Below are 22,962 nucleotides of genomic sequence, written 5' to 3' on the forward strand. Positions count from 1 at the left end.
CACTGTACTTGATCAAATTCATTTTTGAAAGGAGTTTTAACACATGATTTATTCACATGAAGTAGAAGAGATGTGCACAGTTGCACAGGGCGTTCATCATGGCGCTGCTCCAATTCCGGAAGAAGCAAAATGGGTAAAATCAAAAGAAGTCAAAGACATTTCCGGCCTGACCCACGGCGTAGGCTGGTGTGCTCCTCAGCAGGGTGCCTGCAAGCTGACACTGAATGTAAAGGAAGGAATCATCCAGGAAGCCCTGGTTGAGACCATCGGATGTTCAGGTATGACACACTCCGCCGCTATGGCAGCAGAGATTCTGCCGGGACGTACTGTGTTAGAAGCTTTAAATACAGACTTGGTATGTGACGCTATCAATACAGCTATGAGAGAACTGTTCCTTCAGATTGTATACGGAAGAACACAGAGTGCATTCTCTGAGGATGGACTTCCTGTAGGAGCTGGTCTGGAAGATTTAGGAAAGGGCCTCCGTTCCCAGGTTGGAACCATGTACGGAACCCTGAAGAAAGGTCCCCGCTATTTGGAGATGGCTGAGGGTTATGTAACCGGTATTGCACTGGATGCAGACGATCAGATCATTGGTTATCAGTTCGTAAGCCTTGGCAAGATGACTGATTTCATCAAGAAGGGCGACGATCCTAACACAGCATGGGAGAAGGCACAGGGCCAGTACGGCCGCGTTGCTGACGCTGTTAAGATTATCGATCCACGTAAAGAATGATGAAGACCGAATAGGAGGAATAAGAAGATGGCATTATTTGAATCATATGAGAGAAGAATTGACAAAATCAATTCTGTATTAAACAGCTATGGCATTGCTTCCATTGAAGAAGCTGAGAAGATTACGAAAGATGCAGGCCTGGACGTATATGATCAGGTTAAGAAAATCCAGCCAATCTGCTTTGAGAACGCTTGCTGGGCATACATAGTAGGTGCTGCTATTGCTATTAAGAAGGACTGCAGAAGGGCTGCAGACGCGGCAGCAGCTATCGGCGAGGGCCTTCAGTCATTCTGTATTCCAGGTTCTGTTGCTGACCAGCGTAAGGTTGGTTTAGGACACGGCAACCTGGGCAAGATGCTTCTGGAAGAAGAGACCGACTGCTTCTGCTTCCTGGCAGGCCATGAGTCCTTTGCTGCTGCTGAGGGCGCTATCGGTATCGCTGAGAAGGCAAACAAGGTTCGTCAGAAACCACTGCGTGTTATCCTGAACGGTTTAGGAAAGGACGCTGCACAGATTATCTCCAGAATCAATGGATTTACCTATGTAGAGACAGAGATGGATTACTATACAGGCGAGGTTAAGGAGCTGTGGAGAAAGTCTTACTCCGAGGGACTTCGCGCAAAGGTTAACTGCTACGGCGCTAACGACGTAACAGAAGGCGTTGCTATCATGTGGAAGGAAGGCGTGGATGTTTCCATTACCGGTAACTCCACCAACCCAACCAGATTCCAGCACCCGGTTGCAGGAACCTATAAGAAGGAATGCGTAGAGAAGGGCAAAAAGTATTTCTCCGTGGCATCCGGCGGCGGTACAGGCCGTACCCTGCATCCTGACAACATGGCAGCCGGTCCTGCTTCCTACGGTATGACTGACACAATGGGACGTATGCATTCAGATGCTCAGTTCGCCGGTTCCTCTTCCGTGCCTGCACACGTAGAGATGATGGGTCTTATCGGTGCCGGCAATAACCCAATGGTTGGTATGACGGTGGCGATTGCGGTTAGCATCGAAGAAGCCTCTAAAGCTGGGAAATTCTAATATAACGCTTACGGAATAAGGCTTTTTGAAGATATAGGAAATACTTGGTGGTTGGGATAACCTAGGCTAGCTGTTGCTATTTATTCCGGTCTAGCTATTTGCAGATAAAGTGGCCAACGATACCTGCCAAGACTGAGATAAGGAAAGCTATTATGTTGTCCATGTGAGCACCTCCTTCCTGCTGGAAAGAGTCAACAGCATATTGACATTTTTAATTATATGGCGTAATATAATCACAGCAGAGAAAAGCGAATGTGTTCCAATGATGCACAGACGAACCCTCAGGGAGTTGCAGCTTCCTGGGGGTTCTGTTTTTGAAGAGGAGTAACTTAGGCTGGTTGCTGGCTATTTATCTCTGTCCAGCTGTTTGCAGATACAGCGGCTAACGATACCTGCCGTTAGAAATGAGGAAATTATGTGTGAATACGGTGAGGACCACAGAGAAATATATAAAATAGATTTTAAGGAAAAGTTGAAAGAAGAAATTATCAAGTGCCTAAAAAAAGCTGGAAATGAGTTATATTTAGTGGATAGCAGTCTGATTAGTGATAAGACATACTTAGATGTCCATGCCCATGAACGCAGTATTTGTTTTAGATTTGGTACATACTTAAATAAATATATAGAATCAAACAGCTTTCTAAAAAAATATGATTTAGATGCGGAATATAATCGGGATATTGATATGATTAAGCGGCTGCCAGGCTGGCCTAATGGCTGTTATCCGGATTTGATTTTACATAAACGGGGAAATAACGAAAATAATATTTTGATTATTGAATGTAAAGGTTGGTGGTCAAGTGAAGAGGCTATTCAGAATGATAGAGAAAAGATAATGCAATTTTTACACTCAGAAAGATATCAATATTTGTTTGGTCTCCAAATCATATTTTGCAGGGAAGGTATGGAGTTAAAATGGATTTAACAGGTTCTACGGAAAATGATTTACAAAATAGAGAACAGCAATAAAAATGAATGAGAGGGATAATCCGTCTATGAAATATTATTTAGCGCCCATGGAAGGCCTTACCGGCTATATATACCGCAATGCATACCATGCCTGCTATCATGCCATGGACAAGTACTTCACCCCATTCCTGTCTCCAAAGGCCAACAGCAAACTAAGCTTCAGGGAGTTAAACGACATCCTGCCGGAACACAACCAGGGTATGTACGTTGTCCCGCAGATACTCACAAATCAGGCAGGGGATTTTATACAGACAGCCAAGGAATTACAGGAGTACGGATATTCTGAGATAAACCTGAATCTGGGCTGTCCATCAGGCACCGTGGTATCCAAACACAAGGGGGCCGGTTTCCTGGGGCGGCCGGACAGCCTGGATCGGTTTCTGGACGAGGTGTGCGGGAAGATGGATGAGATGGGCATGGAGGTGTCTGTGAAAACCAGGCTGGGGCTGATATCGCCGGATGAATTCACGGGACTTTTAGAAATTTATAACCGGTATCCGCTGAAGGAATTAATCCTTCATCCCAGAGTCCGCACGGATTATTATAAGAATACCCCAAATATGCCGGCATTTCGCGGCGGGTTTGACGGCAGCCGGTCACCGGTGTGCTATAATGGGGATATATTTACTATATCTGACTATGAGACATTATGCGGAGATTATCCGGAATTGGATAGAGTAATGCTGGGCCGCGGGATCATATCCAATCCCGGACTGCTGGACAGGATTGCGGCAGGGAGGAATTCCGGTGGTCCGGGAACTGACAAAGAAACCTTAAAGCGATTCCACCAGATGATATACGAGGGCTACCGCCAAATCATGTCCGGAGACAGAAACGTCCTGTTTAAAATGAAGGAATTGTGGGCCTGTATGATTCAAATCTTTTCTGACAATGGAAAATATATTAAGAGAATAAAGAAATCCCAGAGACTGGAAGAGTACGAGACAGCGGCAGCTGCTGTATTCCGGGACCTGGATATCCTGGAGGGTGCCGGATTCCGCACGTATTAATGGCGGTATCCGGTACTTTCTGCTTTTAATTTGTTCTGCCGTATTTCCTGAATGTTTATCCCGGATGTTTTTGTGAAAACTGCGGGGATGATATTTTCCTGCCATTGTGCTATACTTTTAGATAATCCGCTTTTTCAATGACACCACATCCGATTTTGGTCCCGGAGTTTCCGGAGGGCTGGGATGTAAAGTCGTCGGCATGACTGTGAATGACGATGGACCTGCCGATAATGTCATCTGTGGAGAAGCGCTTGTCATAGAAGGAAAGCCAGGCATAACCTTCGTTTCCAAGAAGGGGAAGCAGGTCGCCTGCGTGGTCCGGATGAGGTTCGCCGGACGGATTGTAGTGGTCCCCTGTTTTGGTGAAGTCATCAGAGCAATCACCGTTCTGGTGGATGTGCATGGCATAAAAGTCTGTGGAGCCGGGTTCCTGTTTGTTGGGCAGATTGAAGATTTCGGCTTCCACCAGCACACCACTGTAAGGAGTCTGGTAGAATTTTACCAGGCCGCTTAAGTTAGGCGCGGCATCCCCGCCTCTGACCCAGGCAATGGCGGCAGGGGCCCGAAAGCGCAGCAAATCAGCAAAGATGTCAGCAGGAGTGACGGATTGGTTGGCCATAATGGTCTCCTGTAAAAATGATTTCTTTATAGCATATGCGCATAAAAAAATAAGTTTACCTGAATCGGTAAACTTATCTTTCATTTGGAGGGGACCGGCAGAAGGGGAGCTGCCGGTCATAGGTATGAAAAAGTGTTTTCCTGTATAGTAAAAGGTCTATCGCCTTACAAGTATTACTATACAGGGAAAATGTGGCCAAAGTTTGAGCACACGCTAAAGAATCAATAAAGAAACTAAAGGGAAAATAAATAATTTATAAAAGCAGGAGACAGATTATGGTAAGACGATTCAGCAGGAGGCAGGCAGACATGAAGGGAGCGGAGAAACCGGGTATGGAGAACCCGGGTATGGAGAAACCTGGTATGAAGAAACCCGGTATGAAGAAATCTGGTATGATGGAACCCGGTATGAAACAACCGGGCATAAAGCACTCAAATATAGGCCGGTCAATGATACGGCTGCTGGCAGCGGCATCCGCCGCAGCCTTTTTATTAACCACTCCTGTGTATGCGGGAGCCTGGTCCCAGGCGGACGGATCATGGAGATACCAGAAAGACGACGGTTCCTATGCCAGGGGATGGATGCAGAGTACAGATGGAAAATGGTATTATTTTGACGCAAACGGCAGGATGCTGACGGACACAGTCACGCCGGACGGGTACCAGGTGGGACCGGACGGAGCGTGGACAGTTGGAGGATGGGAAGCATCCTATGATGCCAATTACCCTCTGAAGGACTACCTGGACCAGGCCGGGCTTCAATATGTGGACGTTATCATGGGATGGAATGCAAAGGGTGAACCTGTGATGGAAAGGCGCCTGCGCCAGGATTATAATTATGGGCTGTACAATTATTTTGGGCTTTCCGATGATTTGTGCAAGGCATTGTACGGGGAAAGCGACCAGATAGGAACAGGGGAAATGGCTGTGGACGGCGACAGCCTTCTGGTGCTGGGCCAGGTGGCCCTGTATCAGGAAAATGTGGGAAGCGATATCTATAAACAGCGGCGCAATGCACTGGCCCTGGTGATCCGTGATTATCTGAACAGCTACCGGTGGAGAGATGTCAGTGAACTGGAACGGGCAAAGCATGCGGCTCTTTACATTGCCTCGGGCTGCACCTATGATACAGGATTGTATAACCGGTTTGTGAACGGGGAGGACACTTCCGGAGACCTGTCCTTCACAGCCTATGGCTGCCTGGTGAATCATAAGGCTGTCTGCGAAGGCATTTCCGTGGCATACCAGATGCTTGCCAGGTCCATGGGCCTTAACTGCTTCTGTGCGCCGGATGATAATGATAAGGACCACATGTTTGTTTACGTGGAAGCAGGAGGCAATTGGTATAAGGTGGACTTGTCCGTGACAGGGCTGATGCCCCAGACGATGGTGGACCGGTGTTTTAAGACCACGGCAAACCAGGATGTGGAGCGCATTTTTGCCGCTTATTATAATAAGGCCAATCCATATATTGCCCATGTGGATTATGGAAACCTGGCTCCCGGAAATGTGTATGACTTAAGCGCCGGCGGACAGCTCCGGAAATATCCGTAGTCCCCAAGGCAAGGCTTAACAGCATGGCGGAGAGAGAATTTTTAAAAATGATTCCGGCGGTACCGGAAAAGAAAGGACTTAGAACAATAGGATGTATGATAATCTGACAGCCAATGACATAAAGAAAATGCAGGAAGAAATAGAATACCGCAAATTAGTGGTACGCAGGGAAGCCCTGGAGGCAGTGAAGGAAGCCAGGGCCCATGGGGATTTAAGTGAGAATTTTGAATATAAGGCAGCCAAGCAGGATAAGAACAGGAATGAGAGCAGGATTCGCTATCTGGAGAAAATGATAAAAACCGCCAGAATTATATCCAATAATTCCAGGGAAGGCGAAGTGGGCCTGGGAGATACAGTGGAGGTCTATATTCCTGATGATGATGAGACGGAACGTTATAAACTTGTAACTACTGTCAGAGGTAATTCCCTTCAGGGATTAATCAGTATTGATTCGCCCCTGGGCAAGGCCATAAGAGGCCGCAAGATGGGGGATAAGGTTTATGTGAAGGTAGACGATCATTTTGGATATGATGTGGAGATTCGCTCCATTGATAAGACCACGGAAGATGATGAAGATAAGCTGCGCAGTTATTAACAGAATATCATTATCGCTCCATTCTTTATAGATTCAGGCCCGGCAGAAGGTTGAAAAGATTCGGAAGGTCTTGCCGGGCCTTTTGGGCGGTAAGTGTATTTACATAAAATGAGTGTCAGAAGGAGTACCATATGGCGGCAGTTAACATGACAGAAGGCAGCATTACAAAACATCTGGTGGACTATTCCATTCCCCTGATTCTGGGAAATATGTTCCAGCTCACCTACAATGCAGTGGATTCCATCATCGCCGGCAGATTCATAGGAAAGGAAGCGCTGGCAGCGGAAGGTACGGCCAGTCCGGTGATGAATATTGTCATACTCGGCATATCGGGTATCTGTATGGGTGCGTCTGTGCTGATGAGTGAGTTCTATGGAGCAGGCCAGAAAGAAAAACTGAAACGGGAAATGTCTACAACAGTCATATTCGGCTGCTATTTTTCGGTGATAATAGCCATACTTGGTGGAATTTTCTCAAAGTCTCTGCTGGGAGCACTGGGAGTGCCGGATGAGATACTGGGCAAGGCGGCTTCTTACCTGTCTGTTATTTTTCTTGGAGCGCCGTTTACTTACTTTTATAACGCGGTATCGGCTGCCCTTAAAAGTGTGGGTGATTCCAAAACACCACTTAAGTTTTTAGCTTTTTCTTCTATATTAAACGCGGTTTTGGATCTGATTTTTATTGGGGGGCTGGGATTTGGCATCGTATGCTCAGCTGTTACCACGGTAGTGGCGGAGGCGGCCTCAGCTGTTCTCTGCATAACATATGTATACAGAAAAATTCCCATGCTGCAGTTGAGACGGGGAGAGTTCACCATGGACAGGCAGCTTCTCAGGCAGACACTGCGTTACGGCAGTATTACAGCCTTGCAGCAATCCTGCCAGCCCATCGGAAAGCTGTTGATTCAGGGTGCTGTCAATCCGCTGGGCGTGGATATGATTGCGGCCTTCAACGCGGTCAATCGTATTGATGACTATGCCTTTACCCCTGAGCAGAGCATTTCACATGGAATTACCACATTTGTGGCGCAGAACAGAGGGGCGGGCAGGAAGGAACGCATCAGGAAGGGATTCAGGAGAGGCCTTATGCTGGAAGCATGTTACTGGGTGTTTATCTGCATAACCATCACATTATTCAGAAGGCCGCTTATGGGGCTGTTTGTAACGGCGGGAAATGAAGGAATTGTGGCATTGGGCAGCAGTTATCTGGGACTGATGGCGTTATTTTATGTGTTTCCAGCATTTACCAATGGGATTCAGGGATTTTTCAGGGGAATGGGAAACATGAGCGTCACACTGTTGGGAACCTTTGTCCAGACCAGCCTGCGAGTGGTATTTGTATACCTGCTGACGCCTGGAATCGGACTTTTGGGGGTTGCATATGCCTGTGCCATAGGCTGGAGTGTCATGCTTTTGGTGGAGGTTCCTTACTATTTTTGGTTTATGAAGGATAAATAATGGAAAAATAAAAGAATCTGTAGTAAAATGTGTTATATATTAAATAACGCTTTGCCACAAGGGGGATACAAATGAAGGAGGAAGGTACATATTATCCGGCCAGAGACAGGGAAGGCCTGACCGTTTTTATGATGGGAAGCATCATGCTGGAATATAACAGAAAGCCCCTGCAGATTCCCGGAGGGCCTTCGGGAAAGGTACTGCAGCTGGTTCTTATATTGCTTTATTCGGGTGAGGAGGGCGTACACAGGGAGGAGCTTCTGGATATGCTTTACGGAAATGGTGAATGCTCCAATCCTTCGGGGAGTTTACGGGCTACGGTATTCCGGCTCCGCAAACTTTTGGAGGGTAGTGAGCTGCCGCCACGGGAATATATCCGCACAGACGGAGGAATCTACAGATGGGATGGCGGGGAACTGCCGGTGTACATTGATGCCAGGGATTTTGAGAATACGGCAAAGGTGGCCCTGCGCAACCATGATGAGGCACTCTTGAAACGGGCCTGTAGTCTGTATCAGGGGGAATTTCTGGCCCAGCTTGCAGGTGAGAAATGGGTATCAGTGGTGGGAGTCCGCTATCAGGAGCTTTATTTCAGCTGTCTGCGGGTTGCCAGCAGTCTCATGAAGAAAAACCGGGAATACAACGGACTTCTGGAGATATGTAATTATGCCTGCGAGCTGTATCCATATGAGGAATGCCAGATTATGAAAATTGACTGTCTCATTGCCATGAAGCGGTTCAAGGAGGCCATGCAGGTATACGATACAGCTGTTTCACAGTATTTTGAGGAACAGGGACTGCCTCCTTCCGAGAAGATGCTGGAACGGTTCCGTATCATGAGCGGACAGATTCGTTATACATCCGATACGCTAAAGGATATAAGAGACAGTCTTCATGAGAGGGACAGGATTAACGGGCCTTATTACTGTGCGTACCCGGCCTTTATCGACTGTTACCGGCTTTTGGCCCGTATGGCGGAGCGGGTGGATTTTTCCAGTGTACTGCTGTGCTGTACTTTGCTGGATTCTAAGGGGAAGCCTCTGGATACAGGCGGAGAGCTTTTAAAAACCGCGTCAGAGAAGCTCCACGATGCCATCGGAAAGTCCCTCAGGAAAGGGGATTTATTTACCTGTTATAATCCCAGCCAATATCTGGTTATGCTAAACGGCACGTCCAATGAGTATTGCCTGCGGATTTATGAGCGGATTGACAGGAACCTGCATCTTTGGGATGGGGGCAGGAAGGTGAAGCTTAATTACCAGGTGATGCCGGAGAGCCTGATATAGAGAAATGAGGAGAAGTTTATAAGAGAAGCCTATTATAGAATGTTTGCAGAGAAAGATTACAATAGAAGAGTGAAGCTTGTATTAAATATGCCGTCGCAGAAATGAATCTGCGGCGGCTTTCTTTATGATACAGAAGGCATATGGTATCTGTATATCTGAACCATATAATCAATCCGCTAGGCATGTATATTGGGCATGGCCCCGTAACGACCTTCCAGATACTGCTTGCCGTAGGCTTCATCATTACGCGGGATGAGGCCGTTTTCTTTTTTGTAACTGGACAGAGGGTATAATTCCGTATCCTGCCCCTCCTGGCGGCAGCAAAGCCAGATTTCATCCCTGCGCATCTGTGCTGGCTGAAGAATGGCAGTATTGTGGGCGGTGAATAGCAACTGCGCATTATGAGGATTTCTCTCACGATTGGCATAGAGGGCGATCAGGTAACGGAGCGCGTGAGGATGCAGAATACAGTCCAGGTCATCTGCCATCATCAGGCTGCCGTCATCCAGGCTGGTCAGAATTGAGGGCAGCAGTGAGAGCAGTTTTTTAGTGCCCATGGATTCCTCTTCCCATGGAAGTTCATAGGTACAGCCTTCATAAGGACTGTGAACCAGGATTGCAGCAGGAGATTTGTGGTCAGAGTCTGGTATGATGCTGTAATCTGCTATATCAAGTCCCAAATCCTGCAGAATACCGCACAGCCTCCGGCGTGTATCGGCATCGGAAGGCAGTTCTCTGGGACTGCTGCCCTGTATTCTGCTGAACCAGGAATAGGCGGCTTTGGCGTGCATGGAGTCCGTATAGGCATTGAGCCATGACAGCAAAGTTACTGATGGAGGTACGGCCTTAAGGGGGAAGGAGATGAGTTCACGCCCAGGATGGATGACGGATTCCTTCCTATTAAAAAGAATACCCGTATCACTTCCGCCCAGACTTCCATAGAACAGATTCTCCTCAGCAATGTTTCCCTTTAAGAACTGGAGCTGATAGCGGAACAGAAATCCCTGGCTGCGGAATAACACGTCAAACTGGGTGGGGATGTCTTTGCAGTCTGATGAAAACAGACAATGAACATCTTTAATTCTGGTTGGTACGGTTACAGATGCTGTGACCAGGGATGAGAGACAGGATAAAGCGTTGAGGACCGTGGACTTGCCTCCGCTGTTGGGACCATAGATTCCGATAAGGGGAAGGATGCATTCTCCGTCAGCCGGGTCCTTCAGAAGCGTGTTTTTATGTTCATTAATGGAGGCAGGTAGGAAATCCAACAAAACTTCCTCCTTGAATACTTTGAAATTTTTAAAACTGAACTGGATTAGCATGATAGCACCTCAATTTGTGAGAAAAAAACTCAAAAATATGTGTCATTTGTATCTAAAACCATTTTACCATAACATTGGTGATATTACAATTAGAAATGAGGTTTTTTCTCATTGATTGAGATTGCCTTCAACGTTTTGTAATTGGAAAAGTATGGATATAAGTGGATGGAAAAGTTATAAAAAACAGATAGAATTTCAATGATATAAATAAAAAGTAACGAAAAAACAGGGGTAAATAACGCTTTGTATAACGCCCTCTTTGCTATGATTATAGCGAGGGAATCTATAATTACATAATTAATTTAAGAAAAATTTTAAACTTTCTTAAATTGTAACCAGATTGTAACTGCGATTTGCTATACTAGTTTCAGACAGTTGGATTTATCTGGAATCATGTAGAAAGAAAAAGTATGAGAGGAGTGTAAGTATGGAAGGACGAAAAAGGTCTGGCATGTTAAAGAAATCAGTTTATAACATGCGGAAACGTCTGGTGGCCTTCGCGTTAGCGGCAGCCATGGTATGCACCAATGTAGGTGCGGACCTGAACGCAGCTTATGCGGCTACATCGTCGTCAGAGTCTGTCACATTCGAAATGACTGGTTCCCAATTGGTGACAGCGATCGAAGAAGCAATCGAAAACGGCAATGTAATATCACCGGGCGATCTCGACTTTACCAATGGAGACATTGCTAAATTTGAGAGTTTGTTCTACGGAGAGGGGAAAGTATTAGAAGTATTCCCTGACCCGGACGGCGGCAGTATGGATGCTGAACTGAGAGTATTCGTACGTTTGCCGGAAGATGCCGATGACATGTATATGGTGACCGGCGATGAGGAGATTATCTTCTTATATGTGAATAACGGGGAAGATACGATCAGCTGCTCCACCAACATCACCAGGATGGAGGATGGTGTAGAGAAGGTCAAAAAGACCAAGAGGATTACTGTAAAGAGCTTCGAGGCGGCATATGGCGATGAAGAGATTAACTACATTTCCAAGCCGGCAGAAGAGACGACAGCTCCCGCACCGGAAGATGTAAACGGACCAGGAACTGAGGAAACCACTGCTCCTGATACAACAGCACCAACGGATGAAGGAACCGTAGATGATACAACCACAGTTGCTCCGGGTGAGAATGAGTCTACAGATGCACCGACAGAGGAACAGACAACTGCTCCGGAAGAGGGCAGTACAGCTCCGACAGAGGGTGAGACTGAGACATCTTCAGAAGTGGCTCCGACCGAGGAAGCGACTACAGAAGAAGCAATCACAGCCCCGGAAGCCACTGAGGAAAAAGCTCAAGAAGCTACAGAAGCAGAAACAAAAGAAACAGAAGCTCCTGAACCGGAAGCAGCAGTTGAACCGGAAGAAGTGTCCGGCGAGCCGGTGGCATCTATTATCCGCCATTACGCACCGGTAGTTGCTGATAATGAGGAAGGCAATGCTGAGGACGCTCCGAAAGCCGAGGAGGCAAAGGAACCTGAGGCTGAGCCGGAAGAAAAGGAAGAACCTGTTAAGGAAACAGAGGCTCCGACGGAGAAAGAGACAGAGGCGCCAACCCCGGCAGAGACAGAAAGCACTACGGAAGCCCAGGAAGGAAATACGGAAGAATCCACAACGGCTGCACCGGATGAGACATCCGGCGAGACAGGCGAGAGCACAGACCCGAGTGAAACGACCACAGAGGGAACTACAACTGTTCCGTCTGAGGGTGATGAGACTACGGCTCCTGAGACTACCACAGAGGCAACAGAGACACCAGCTGCAACCGAAGCGGTTCAGGTAGGAACTCCTTCTGAAGTTACAAAACCTGAGGTTCAGCCGGAGGATACAGTTAATAAGGCATCGACAACTGATTTGGTTGGTATGGGATATTGCAGTACTGCAAAGGTTTATACAACTACGATTAATCAGCTGAAGGCTTTGGATGACTTTGATGGTTACAAGATTACTTATTCCATTAATCCGGGAGCCAGCGCACGTATTGTGGATGGCGCCAGGGGTGTGGCGGAAGGTGAGAGTTTAACCTTTGGGGTTAAGAACCAGATTGGATTTGCAGTTGAGAGTGTTACGGCTAATGGAGAAGCTTTGGTAGCTGACTCGGTAGCAGATAATGAGGATGGTTCGCAGACGGCATGGTATACTGTTTCTGACATATATGAAGAGCAGGAAGTTGAAGTCTATACAGTGGAAACTGACGTACATCCGGCTTTTGATGCAGAACTTGTAATGGATGACGGAATGGTTATCCACATAATGGCAGAAGAAGGAGTGCTGCCAGCAGGAGTAAAAGCTACAGCTGTACGTGTCAATAATAATGTAGAAGCAGCTGTTCAGGAGATTCTTAGTGCTGATACGGAAAAGAATGTATCTTCAGTTATGGCTTATGATATTAATCTGTGGCTTGGAGATAAACTTCTTGATGCTGAGATGTGGAGTGGAAGTCGTCTTGTAAATGTGACATTCACAGGTAAACCGATTATAGAACAGAGTGCAGAGGCTGATGTTGTTGAGGTTGTATGTGTTGAAACAGTGCAGGATGCTAATAAGGAAGAGAAAGAAAAGGCAGCCAGCCAGGAAAGTGAATTTGCTCCAGAAGATATCGTAAAGGTTGAGACTGTAAGCGAAACGGTAGATGTTCAAGGAGAACAGACGGTTGGCGAGATTTCTTTTGAGGCAGAACATTTTACTATTTATGCAGTGGTTAGTGGTAATAAACAGCTTAAGTCGGTTACGATTGCTGTTGGTGGAAAGTTGACTCTTTATAATGAGGATAGTAGAAATAGGCCGTTAAATGCAGATTGGAGTGTTACTTCAGGTTTCGATGTTATTAAATTTGCGAGTGGCAATGCTCGGAATAGGAGTAGTATTGAGATAGTTGGACTTGTGCCAGGAACAGCCACGGTAAAGGCAGATAGTGGTTATTGGCAAGAATATTCTTATACAATAATAGTGGCTGGTTCATCTGGTATTAATGCAGAGTATTGGATTACCAACCAGGAAGTAACAGGTTCGGATGGACGACAGTCAAAGAATATTAGTAGTGCAGACCTCAATCAGTATGGAGATGGTGGTGTCTCAGTAGACGAGATGGCCCCAGCTACAGGGAATAGGGGAAACGATGAACTTATTTTTTGGCATGCAAGAGTACTTCCGACAAACAATCATCAAACCAATGGTGCAGGCGTTAACCGTGTAAATGATGGGCAGAGAATTGAAAAGTTAAGGTTCTTTAACGAAAATGTTCAATATTATACATCTTCTGGAAGTTGGAAAAACTTTGCCGCAACTGATCAGTTAGTTTTTTATTACTTACAGAGAACTGAATTGGCGAAGCAGGTTGAAATTGCCGTTTCCGACTGGTGGGCTAATACTGGTGGTAATACAAGAAAAATTAAATATGAGCTTATTGATGAACTAAGCGGAAATATTATGGGTTCTTCGTCGACAAGTTATCATGATCAACATCCGGGAGTAAGTGGTATATATATTACTCCTAATTTGGATAATGCATATTCTGTTTCTAAGGTAACTGTCGACAATGTTGAAATTGATTGGGAAAATGGATTCAGCGTTGGATGGTCTAATTCATCGCAGACGGTAACAGTAAGAATATATATTAAACCGAATGAAGCGAACTTACAGATACAGTATTTAACCGAAGATGGTCAGCCTTTGACGGGAGTAATGGATAGTTCTACGTTAGGTGTACTTACGAAAGAAGGAACTGATTTTGCCGGATATGTCCGAAATGGATGGTTGCTGAAGACACAGATAGAAGGGTATTATGGTGAAACATATACCATATATACCGATTTAAGAAGCATATCAAGTCTTAAAGAATATGCATTAAATTATGAGTATTTGAGCGCAGAAGTTAGTGATAATAATACTGTATTAAAATTGTATTATAGGAGTATCTCCCATGAATATACGGTGAACTATTACAAGGACAGCACAAGCGCCAATAATTTTCTTGGAAAAGTTGAGGGAACGGGTGCTGTTGGAGATGCTATACCGGCTGATTTAAGCAAGTTTGCCCCAGCGGGTTATGTAGTACCCGGAACCAGGAGCGGAGCGACGAATATCAGCGCGGACGGCGGAGACGTCGTAAACGTGGTATACAGCAAGGATACTTTCAGTTACAGTGTGCATTACTTCTATGATGGAATAGAGGATGTGCAGGCTTTGGAGTCAGGCATCGGAGAATTTGAAAGCCAGGTAACGACTTATAAAGAAAAGCTGAGAACAAAGTATGCACTTGATTATGTAGAGAATTTGCCTCTGACAATCGGGACTGATATATCAAAGAATGTTATTAATGTTTATTATGCATTAGATGATAATGGGGATGAAATCCCGGATAAGTACCAGATTATATTCACTTATGTAAGTGCAGGAAATGGTAGCGTAGACGGTGATGCAGAGGAAGTTCATACATTCAAAGATAATGATGGCAACTATATTAAACCTACACCTACAAGTCCAAAGGCCAACATAATTGTAAATGCAGATAATAAATATGCATTTGACTACTGGACCGATAGCGAAATTAATGACTACACTCCTGACATGTCAAAGATGAAGTCAAATACCTATCTGGTAAATACCACTTTCATCGCATACTTTGATGTTGATGAAATCGGTATAGAAGTGCCAAATGAACCAGACGGAGTACCTGATAAGTACCAGATTAAGTTCCAATATGTATCGGAAGACACAAATCGCGGAACAGTATCAGGAAGGGTAACTGAAGTCAAGACTGTCTATGAAATCGTTACAGGAGAAGATGGTAATGACCATAGGGAACTGAGACCTGCAAGTCCAGATGCTAACGTAACAGTATCCAGCCTCGGAAGCTATTCATTCAATAACTGGACAGACGGAAGCACGGGTTATGCCAACGCGGATGAAATTAGAGCTGCAGAGTTCACACAGAGTACCACGTTTACCGCACAATTTAGATTTAACGGCGGTGGCGGTACTGGTCCTGGCGGTGGCGGAGGCCCCAGCGGCAACACCGAAGGCAACGGACGTTACAACCCATCAACCGTTGGCCCGGGTACAACAACCATCACTCCAGAAGATGTGCCGTTAGCACCTCTTCCAGAATCACCAGTAGATGTAACCTTAATTGATGACGGCGAAGTGCCGTTGGCACCACTGCCAAAGACAGGTCAGACATCTATGAGAACCACATTGACCATGATGTTATCAGGAATCTTTGTTGCGGTAACAGCGTTGAGCAAGAAACGTAAAGAAGAGGATTCATAACAGTCCATTACAGTCAATGTAAAACAAAATAGCAGTATAACAGGAACCCCTGGTCAATATGGCCAGGGGTTCTTTTACTGTGTCACAGTAAAAATAAACCACCTGCTCTGCAGGTGGAGGGAATATCTTCAGATAAAAGCAACTCCTGTGCTAAAATAGATGTAGGTCTGCAAACCACAAATAAAAAAGCACAGGAGGTCCAAAAATGGACAATAACAGTTTAGCTCATACAAAAGTACAGTTTACAAGGGACTACACAGGGTAACGGTCTGACGGGAGATGTGCCGCCCGTCAGATTTTCCATGTAATGTTGAGGGCTTCGCTTGTTGCGGCTACGGTGGTAATCATCAAATCCACCACCCGCCGCTTGTCGTCAAAGAATACTCTGTCCCAAGTGTCGAGATAGCCGGAAATCTGGCTGACCTGTTCCGGGCTAAGGGCTTCCACGGTCAAGTTCGCTATCCGCTTCACAAGCTCCTGCTTGCGCCCGTCCAGTTCCGCTATCTTCACGTTCACATAAGAGAGCAGGACGTTGTTTGCCCCTGTCAGGCTGTCCACCAGCTTTTCAATCTCGCCGTCCACATGGGCAAGTTCCACTTGCAGGGCGGCGATTTTCGGATTGGCCTTTGCCGCTTTCTTCCTGCCCGTCAGCGTCTTGTGGCTTTCCAGCTTTTTTACCATCTGCTGATAGACTACCGTTTCCAGTTCAGCGGTGTAAATCTTGCCGCACCCGACACAGCTTTTGTTATCCAGCCGCTTTGTGCAGCGGAGATATTGACGGCCTACCCGGTTGACGATACTCATAAGAGCATAGCCGCAGTTCCCGCACTTGATTTTCCCCGCCAGCCATGTGTGTGTGGCTTTCCGGGCGGACTGGATTTTCATGTTGTTCATCAGCTTCTTGCGGCACGCCAGCCATGTTTCCGACGGGACAATCCCCTCATGGGGAGCAAGCACCAGCATTTGGTCTTTGAGATTGTGCAGCTTGTCCGGCTTCACGTCCCGCCCCTGATACAGATAGCACCCGTTCATGCCCGTAAAGTCAGCGGCGTCATTGACGAGCACCGTCCCCTGACTTTTGAAAAACTCGTACACGTCAAGGTCTGCCTGCACATAGACGGGGTTGCGTAACATCTGCGCCAGCGTGGGGCGTATCAGTTCCTTGCCGTAAAACAAAATGCCTTGTTCAGCAAAGTACCGGGTGATGTCCCCATAGGAGGTTGCCGGGTCTGTGTACATCTCAAACATCAGCCGGATATTGGCCGCTTCCTCCGGGTTTACCACCAGCTTCTTTGTGTTGATACCCTCCATCTTGATAGGCTCCGTATGGAAGCCGTAGGGGGCTTTTCCGCCCATCTTGAAGCCCCTCTGACTGCGGGAGTAGTAAGCGTCCGTCACCCGCTTCTGTATCGTTTCCCGTTCAAGCTGGGCAAACACGATACAGATATTCAGCATGGCCCGCCCCATAGGGGTGGAGGTATCAAACTTTTCCGTGGAGGACACAAACTCCACGTTGTACTGCTGGAACAGTTCCATCATGTTGGCAAAGTCCAGAATGGAACGGCTGATACGGTCAAGTTTGTATACAACGACCTTAGCAATCAAGCCCCGCTTAATGTCCCGCACCAACTCTTGAAATTTCGGGCGGTCTGTGTTCTTGCCGCTGTACCCCTTGTCTGTGTATTCCTTGCAGTTACCGCCTTTCAGTTCGTATTTGCAAAACTCAATCTGGCTTTCAATGGAAATGCTGTCCTTCTTGTCAACCGATTGTCTTGCATAGATTGCGTCTATCCGATTGTTCATTTGTCGCTCCTTTTCTTCAAAAAGAAACGGAGCTGCTGACAGTACTATTATACCGCCAGCAGCCCCGCAAATCAATGTTGCCTTTGGAAAACCTTACACCCCGGCTTCCTCCGCCTGCCGCTTGTCGGCGTACTTGCGGAACACGTCATAAAGCTGCTGCTCCAATTCCCGGCGTTTCGCCGCTTCCTGTTCCGGGGTGAATACCGGGGAGAGATTTTCCAGCGTGATTTCCTTTCCCTGAAAAGTCACGACCTCTGTTTCCTTTCTGTACCTGATACCGCTTATAAAATCACCTATCCTTTCCATACTGCTGTTGTTGTTTCAGTTCCGCCAGCACATCGGGCGGAATACGGTCAAGCACCCGCTGGATATTATGTAATTCGCTTTCCAGCTTCGCCCGTTCCATCGTGTCTTTCAATTTGCCTTTTTCGCTGGCCTTTGCCCTTGCTTCCAGCTTCTTGTTTTCTTCCAGCAGGTCGGCAATCGTGACCTTGTGCTTTTTCAGTTGCCCGGAGAAGTCCTCCATCTGCGGGAACCACTTTTTCAGCATGGAGAGGGCTTCCTCTTTCTTCTTCCCGGCGTTTAGCGGGCCGATACCGTCTAACGCCCTTTCAATGGCCTTTGCCTGTTTGGAAAGGTTGACCGCCTGCTTGAATAGCCGGGTGGGGATATGCTTGCGGCCCGTCTTGCTGGCGCTTTCTCCACGCTCCAAGTTTGGGTATTTCTCCACCATATAGGCGTAAAAATCGTCCTGCCACTTCGTAAGGCTTGCCCGGTTGCCCAAAATCTCTTTGGCGCACAGGCGGTTGTCCTTTGTCAGCGGCACAAAGGTCAAATGCAAGTGGGGCGTTTTCTCGTCCATGTGAACCACCGCCGACACGATATTTTCCCGGCCTACCCGCTGGATAAGAAAATCAGCCGCCCGCTGGAAAAAGGCTTGTATCTCCTTTGGGGGCTTGCCCTTGAAAAACTCCGGGCTGGCGGTGATGATGGTATCGACAAATCGGGTGCTGTCCTTGCGTGTCCTGCACCCGGCCTGCTCAATGCGGCTTTGGATAAAGTGGTAGTATCTGCCTTCCGGCTTGACGATATGGAAATTGTACTTGCTTTTCGCCGTGTCAATGTCCGGGTTGCTGGCATACTTTTCTTTCTGCCTTTCGTGATGGGCTTCCAGCGGCCTTGCCGGGTTGCCCTTGTGCTTTGCAAATCGCAGGATTGCGTATTGCGGCAATCTATCAAACCTCCTTTTGCGGACGGTTAGGGGGTGGTTTCCGGGGCGGGGAGTACAAACATACAGCCCCGCCCCGAACAGCCCCTAAAAGTCCTTGATTTATGGGCTTTTGTAGACCCCTATTTGTCCGTTTCCCTGCGCCGCTTCCTGTCGCTGGCGTTCTTCTGCCGCCTATGTACTCGTTTGGCGCAGGCTTCACAGTATATCGCCCGGTTGGAACGGGGGACAAGAGCCGCCCCGCACTCCACGCACCGCTTCACGCTGGCGCTGCGGAATATCTCCGCTTCCAGCGCCTTGTCCTGTGGCAGCACCGCCCAGCGGAACCACTTGCAGCAGACGGAATAGGAAAGCGTCTGGGGGCAGACACATTCCTCCCCATCGTCCAGCAGCAGGCAGTTGCCGTTCTCATAGTTGCAGCAGGTTTTGCGAATAAGGGCGTTTGCCCGCTTTTTCTGTCCCGGTTTCAGGCGGGGCAGGAAACCACCCGGCCCTCGCTCTATCTCTGGTAGTTTTTTGCTCATGCGTTCCTCCGTTTTTGCTTTACTGCCGTTCTCCCGAAAGCCGTTCCTGCCCCATTCCTGCGGCGTATTCCAGCGTTGGCACGCTCCCCAACTTCGGGACATTTTGTCCCGAAGTGACTTCTGGTCAAGGTGGCCAGAAGCGGGGGTCACGGCGTACTTCCCCAGCCGGTAATATCTCTTTCGGACGGTCATTCACTTGTGCTTGTCCATCGATGAACTAACACAAGTCTACACTTTTTTGACCGCCCGTCCCGTATATCCGAAAGGTTGGAAATCCCGCTGGAAAACGCACTATTTCCACGCTCTCGGATTTGTGGTAGAATAAAAGAAAATAGAACGATAAATGAGGAGATGGTAATATTGAACGGACGAGATGTACGGATAGGAGCGAGCCTATTAGTAGGCGACATAGAACGTATGGTTCGGTTTTACAGAGATACTTTGGGTTTTCATACGGAGTGGAACGGTGGAGATTTTGCAGAATTTGAGACAGCAAGTGGTGCGCTGTCCCTGTTCATGTACAGCAGAAAAGAGTTTGTAAAGGCAATCGGGGAAGGCTACATTCCTCCAAAGGGAATCAATCAGACGTTTGAAATCGCCCTCTGGTTGCCCAGCTTTGCCGATGTGGATACGGAATATGAGCGGTTATCGAAGTTGGGCTTACGATTTCCCACTGGAGAACCCATCACTTATCCTTTCGGCATCCGCAACTTTTATGTTGCCGACCCAGAAGGCAACTTGCTTGAAATCGGCAGCACGAACGAAACGTAATAAAAATATGGTCTTTTATTGATAAGGCACTCTTTCAATTTCTTATTCATTTTTGAGCAAGCTAGGAGGGGATAGTATGGCTTTGACAATACAGGAACGCCTAAAAGACCTGCGTGTGGAGCGTGGACTGACGCTGGAACAGCTTGCGGAGCAGACACAACTCTCCAAATCTGCGCTGGGCAGCTATGAAGCGGACGACTTCAAGGACATCAGCCACTATGCCCTTATCAAGCTGACGAAGTTTTACGGCGTGACCGCCGACTATCTGCTGGGATTGACGGAAACAAAAAATCACTCAAACGCCGATCTTGCAGACCTGCGTTTGAGTGACAAGATGATAGACCTGCTGAAAAGCGGGCGAATTGATACCGCCCTGCTTTGTGAGCTGGCGGCGCACCCGGATTTTGTGAAGTTGCTGGCCGATATACAGATTTATGTGGAGGGGATCGCCGCCACACAGATACAGAACTTGAACGCATGGGTAGATGTGGCGAGGGCTGAAATCGTGGAGAAGTACCAGCCGGGGGAGCATGACAAGACCGCCGGTGTCCTGAAAGCCGCCCATGTGAGGGAGGGCGACTATTTCAGCAGCCGGGTACATCACGATATTGACGCTATCATGGAGGACATACGGCAAGCCCACAGGGGCAGGAGCGACAGCGCCCCGGAGAATACCATTGTGGACGAACTCAAGCAGGATTTGGAGGAAGTGGCGAACTTCAAGGGCAGCCGTGCGGAACAACTGCTGATGGTGTTCTGCAAGCAGACAAAGCTGCGGTACAGTAAGCTGACTGAGGAAGAAAAGCAATGGCTGACCCGGATTGTCCAAAAATCCGAATTGGCAAAAAGCTATTTGCCGCAGAGAGGTAAGAGAAAATAGAGAGGACAAATCGGGATTTATTTTAGATGAGGGATAATGTATGAAAGATTTTTTTGAAGCACTAAAAAGCGAGAAAAAAAGTATAGCAATACCTGAAGAATTAAATTATTTTAAGAAACTTATCGGCAGTTGGCAAATTGATTATGTTGACAGTAACATTTCTCACGTGATAAAAGGCGAATGGCATTTTTCATGGGTTCTTGAAGGAATGGCAATTCAAGATGTTATTATCTTGCCCGATTATGAATATGGAACATCACTGCGTATCTACAATCCCAATACACATACATGGGATGTCGCTTATGGCTATACAGGAAAAATAATACGACTTGAAGCAAAAAAACAAGATGACAGGATAGTTCTTACATTCATTGATGATGAAAGAAGAAAATGGGTCTTTGTTGAAATCGAGGACGACTATTTTCATTGGCAAAATGTTACCGTAAAAAACGATGGTGAATGGCACATAAATGCAGAAATATATGCTAAGCGTATCTAATGGATACAACAATAGTGCAACTTCCCGTTTATCGGGGAGATAGCAAAGCCAGCCGAGCCAGTCAACGGTCAAGATGAACGGCGCTTACAGCGCCGCCGTTGACAGTCTCGCCCGTCTTTGCTGATGGGCAATCAAGGCGGGAAAGCCCCAAAATGGCTTTCCCGCCCATTTCAATTTTGAGAGGACGAACAGCCCCGCAATAGTTTGACAGCGGACAAGCACAGTATGGGATTGTCCACCTTGTCTACCCGTTCAGCGGGACGGGCGGCGGTCAAGGCCGGGCACAAGCCCGTTCATTTCAGCCTTGACGGGTGCCGTCCGTTCTGCTATTTTTGCTGGGTGTCTATACACAACATCGGGCCAAGTTGGCCCTAAGTCCAGACGAAGGACGAGGGACGGGGGCTTCATATACGCCCTGTCTGCTGACGAAAACAGCCTTGCGCTTGCGACCTTCGCCCTACAAGCACAGTCTGTTTTCCTGCCATTTCAAATGCCGTTGCCCTCCCCGGCGGCAACGTCATTTTCACGGCAACGCCGACAGAGCGTATAACACACTACACTTTGCTACGCAAAGTCGTGTGCCCAAAGGGGCTTTGCCCCCTTGGGATTCCCCCACAACAAAACGGCGCTATGCCACCCTGCCGGGAGCATAGCGCCGTTTTGTTGTCAGCAGCCCGTTTCACGGTCTGCGTGTAGTCTCTTGTAAACTGACCTAAATGGGATTGCAAGTATCATCTGGTTTTTGCACCAAAATATCGGAGGCAGGTAATATATAAGGATATCAAGGCAGATGTAGGCCAAATACTAGGGACCTTATGCCGAAGAAAAGGGATTGGGATAATCGAGGCGCAATGCATGCCGGATCATATCCATATGCTGGTAAGTATTCCGCTCAAATATGCTGTGTCAGAGGTAGTGGGATATCTCAAAGGAAAAAGTTCACTTATGATATTCGAGAAGCATGCGAACCTAAAGTATAAGTACGGAAATCGTCATTTCTGGTGCCGTGGATATTACGTGGACACAGTAGGGAAGAACACAGCGGCCATAAATGCATATATACAAAATCAGATAAAGGAAGATTTAGAATATGATCAGATGTCGTTAGTAGAGTACATTGACCCGTTTACGGGTGAGCCGGTGAAGAAAAACAAGAAGTAAGACTCATAAGAGTCAGTAGGGAGCCAAAGCAAACCAGCAAGCCCCCATTGGGGCAAAGCCGGAGTAAGGAAGCGCTGAATATGCCCTTTTAAGGGCGGCTGAGAATGTGGTGCAGCTGGCAGACTTTTCAGTGCGCCTTCCGGGCGCAAGCAGATAACAGCCCCTTATAGGGGCAGAACAAGCCACCGGCTAAGCCGGTGGTCTTGACTCTCAAATTTAAATAAACATTAAGAAAA

19 protein-coding genes are annotated in these 22,962 nt (G+C 47.3%); 13 read left to right on the forward strand and 6 right to left on the reverse strand.

Annotated features, from left to right (window positions below; translation table 11 throughout):
• The first annotated feature begins 43 nt into the window (after positions 1–43).
• The 4 genes from CGC65_RS08395 (at position 44) to CGC65_RS08410 (ending at position 3,753) form a co-directional block, all read left to right on the forward strand.
• Complete coding sequence (locus tag CGC65_RS08395; protein ID WP_002569846.1) at positions 44–736, forward strand: iron-sulfur cluster assembly scaffold protein; 693 nt, start codon at positions 44–46, stop codon at positions 734–736.
• A gap of 27 nt (positions 737–763) precedes the next feature.
• The gene (locus CGC65_RS08400; RefSeq protein ID WP_002569845.1) at positions 764–1,774 is read left to right on the forward strand and encodes a GGGtGRT protein; all 1,011 of its coding nucleotides are present in this window, start codon (positions 764–766) and stop codon (positions 1,772–1,774) included.
• 415 nt (positions 1,775–2,189) lie between these two features.
• On the forward strand, positions 2,190–2,699 hold the full coding sequence (locus tag CGC65_RS08405; protein WP_002569844.1) for a hypothetical protein: 510 nt from the start codon (positions 2,190–2,192) through the stop codon (positions 2,697–2,699).
• A gap of 70 nt (positions 2,700–2,769) precedes the next feature.
• A complete protein-coding gene (locus CGC65_RS08410) occupies positions 2,770–3,753 on the forward strand; it encodes a tRNA dihydrouridine synthase (RefSeq protein WP_002569843.1) in 984 nt (327 codons plus the stop codon).
• A gap of 109 nt (positions 3,754–3,862) precedes the next feature.
• Here the strand turns inward: CGC65_RS08410 and CGC65_RS08415 are convergent, their stop codons facing one another.
• The gene (locus CGC65_RS08415) at positions 3,863–4,372 is read right to left on the reverse strand and encodes a superoxide dismutase family protein (protein ID WP_002569842.1); all 510 of its coding nucleotides are present in this window, start codon (positions 4,370–4,372) and stop codon (positions 3,863–3,865) included.
• Between the two features lie 275 nt (positions 4,373–4,647).
• Between CGC65_RS08415 and CGC65_RS08420 the strand changes: the two genes are divergently transcribed.
• The 4 genes from CGC65_RS08420 to CGC65_RS08435 all read left to right on the forward strand — a co-directional run bounded on the left by CGC65_RS08420 (position 4,648) and on the right by CGC65_RS08435 (position 9,263).
• Positions 4,648–5,925: a hypothetical protein gene (locus CGC65_RS08420; protein ID WP_002569841.1), complete on the forward strand. Its 1,278-nt coding sequence runs from the start codon at positions 4,648–4,650 to the stop codon at positions 5,923–5,925.
• A 91-nt stretch (positions 5,926–6,016) separates the two neighbouring features.
• Positions 6,017–6,520: a transcription elongation factor GreA gene (gene greA / locus CGC65_RS08425; RefSeq protein ID WP_002569840.1), complete on the forward strand. Its 504-nt coding sequence runs from the start codon at positions 6,017–6,019 to the stop codon at positions 6,518–6,520.
• Between the two features lie 131 nt (positions 6,521–6,651).
• Positions 6,652–7,977: an MATE family efflux transporter gene (locus CGC65_RS08430; protein ID WP_002569839.1), complete on the forward strand. Its 1,326-nt coding sequence runs from the start codon at positions 6,652–6,654 to the stop codon at positions 7,975–7,977.
• Positions 7,978–8,048: 71 nt separating this feature from the next.
• Positions 8,049–9,263 carry an AfsR/SARP family transcriptional regulator gene (locus tag CGC65_RS08435; protein WP_002569838.1) on the forward strand — a complete coding sequence of 405 codons (1,215 nt, stop codon included), beginning with the start codon at positions 8,049–8,051 and terminating at the stop codon, positions 9,261–9,263.
• A 176-nt stretch (positions 9,264–9,439) separates the two neighbouring features.
• On the opposite strand, the gene CGC65_RS08440 is transcribed toward CGC65_RS08435, so the two are convergent.
• On the reverse strand, positions 9,440–10,585 hold the full coding sequence (locus tag CGC65_RS08440) for an AAA family ATPase (protein ID WP_002569837.1): 1,146 nt from the start codon (positions 10,583–10,585) through the stop codon (positions 9,440–9,442).
• 427 nt (positions 10,586–11,012) lie between these two features.
• Between CGC65_RS08440 and CGC65_RS31700 the strand changes: the two genes are divergently transcribed.
• Positions 11,013–15,860: a doubled motif LPXTG anchor domain-containing protein gene (locus tag CGC65_RS31700; RefSeq protein ID WP_007036865.1), complete on the forward strand. Its 4,848-nt coding sequence runs from the start codon at positions 11,013–11,015 to the stop codon at positions 15,858–15,860.
• Between the two features lie 291 nt (positions 15,861–16,151).
• Here the strand turns inward: CGC65_RS31700 and CGC65_RS08450 are convergent, their stop codons facing one another.
• The 4 genes from CGC65_RS08450 to CGC65_RS08465 form a co-directional block, all read right to left on the reverse strand.
• Positions 16,152–17,663: a recombinase family protein gene (locus CGC65_RS08450; protein ID WP_002565856.1), complete on the reverse strand. Its 1,512-nt coding sequence runs from the start codon at positions 17,661–17,663 to the stop codon at positions 16,152–16,154.
• Between the two features lie 93 nt (positions 17,664–17,756).
• Positions 17,757–17,912: a hypothetical protein gene (locus CGC65_RS08455; RefSeq protein ID WP_002565857.1), complete on the reverse strand. Its 156-nt coding sequence runs from the start codon at positions 17,910–17,912 to the stop codon at positions 17,757–17,759.
• A gap of 40 nt (positions 17,913–17,952) precedes the next feature.
• The gene (mobV, locus tag CGC65_RS08460; protein ID WP_002565858.1) at positions 17,953–18,894 is read right to left on the reverse strand and encodes a MobV family relaxase; all 942 of its coding nucleotides are present in this window, start codon (positions 18,892–18,894) and stop codon (positions 17,953–17,955) included.
• 119 nt (positions 18,895–19,013) lie between these two features.
• The gene (locus CGC65_RS08465) at positions 19,014–19,415 is read right to left on the reverse strand and encodes a cysteine-rich VLP domain-containing protein (RefSeq protein ID WP_002565859.1); all 402 of its coding nucleotides are present in this window, start codon (positions 19,413–19,415) and stop codon (positions 19,014–19,016) included.
• Between the two features lie 360 nt (positions 19,416–19,775).
• Here CGC65_RS08465 and CGC65_RS08470 point away from each other — a divergent pair, with 360 nt between their 5' ends.
• The 4 genes from CGC65_RS08470 to tnpA all read left to right on the forward strand — a co-directional run bounded on the left by CGC65_RS08470 (position 19,776) and on the right by tnpA (position 22,726).
• Entirely contained in the window at positions 19,776–20,186 is a 411-nt protein-coding gene (locus CGC65_RS08470; RefSeq protein ID WP_002565860.1) for a VOC family protein, read from the forward strand.
• Positions 20,187–20,262: 76 nt separating this feature from the next.
• Entirely contained in the window at positions 20,263–21,066 is an 804-nt protein-coding gene (locus tag CGC65_RS08475; RefSeq protein ID WP_002565861.1) for a helix-turn-helix domain-containing protein, read from the forward strand.
• A gap of 40 nt (positions 21,067–21,106) precedes the next feature.
• Positions 21,107–21,565: a hypothetical protein gene (locus CGC65_RS08480; RefSeq protein ID WP_002565862.1), complete on the forward strand. Its 459-nt coding sequence runs from the start codon at positions 21,107–21,109 to the stop codon at positions 21,563–21,565.
• Between the two features lie 735 nt (positions 21,566–22,300).
• Positions 22,301–22,726, forward strand: a complete 426-nt coding sequence (gene tnpA, locus CGC65_RS08495) for an IS200/IS605 family transposase (protein ID WP_048928823.1) — start codon at positions 22,301–22,303, stop codon at positions 22,724–22,726.
• The last annotated feature ends 236 nt before the right edge of the window (positions 22,727–22,962 follow it).

Source organism: Enterocloster bolteae (assembly GCF_002234575.2).
In the GTDB taxonomy this organism is placed as follows: domain Bacteria; phylum Bacillota; class Clostridia; order Lachnospirales; family Lachnospiraceae; genus Enterocloster; species Enterocloster bolteae.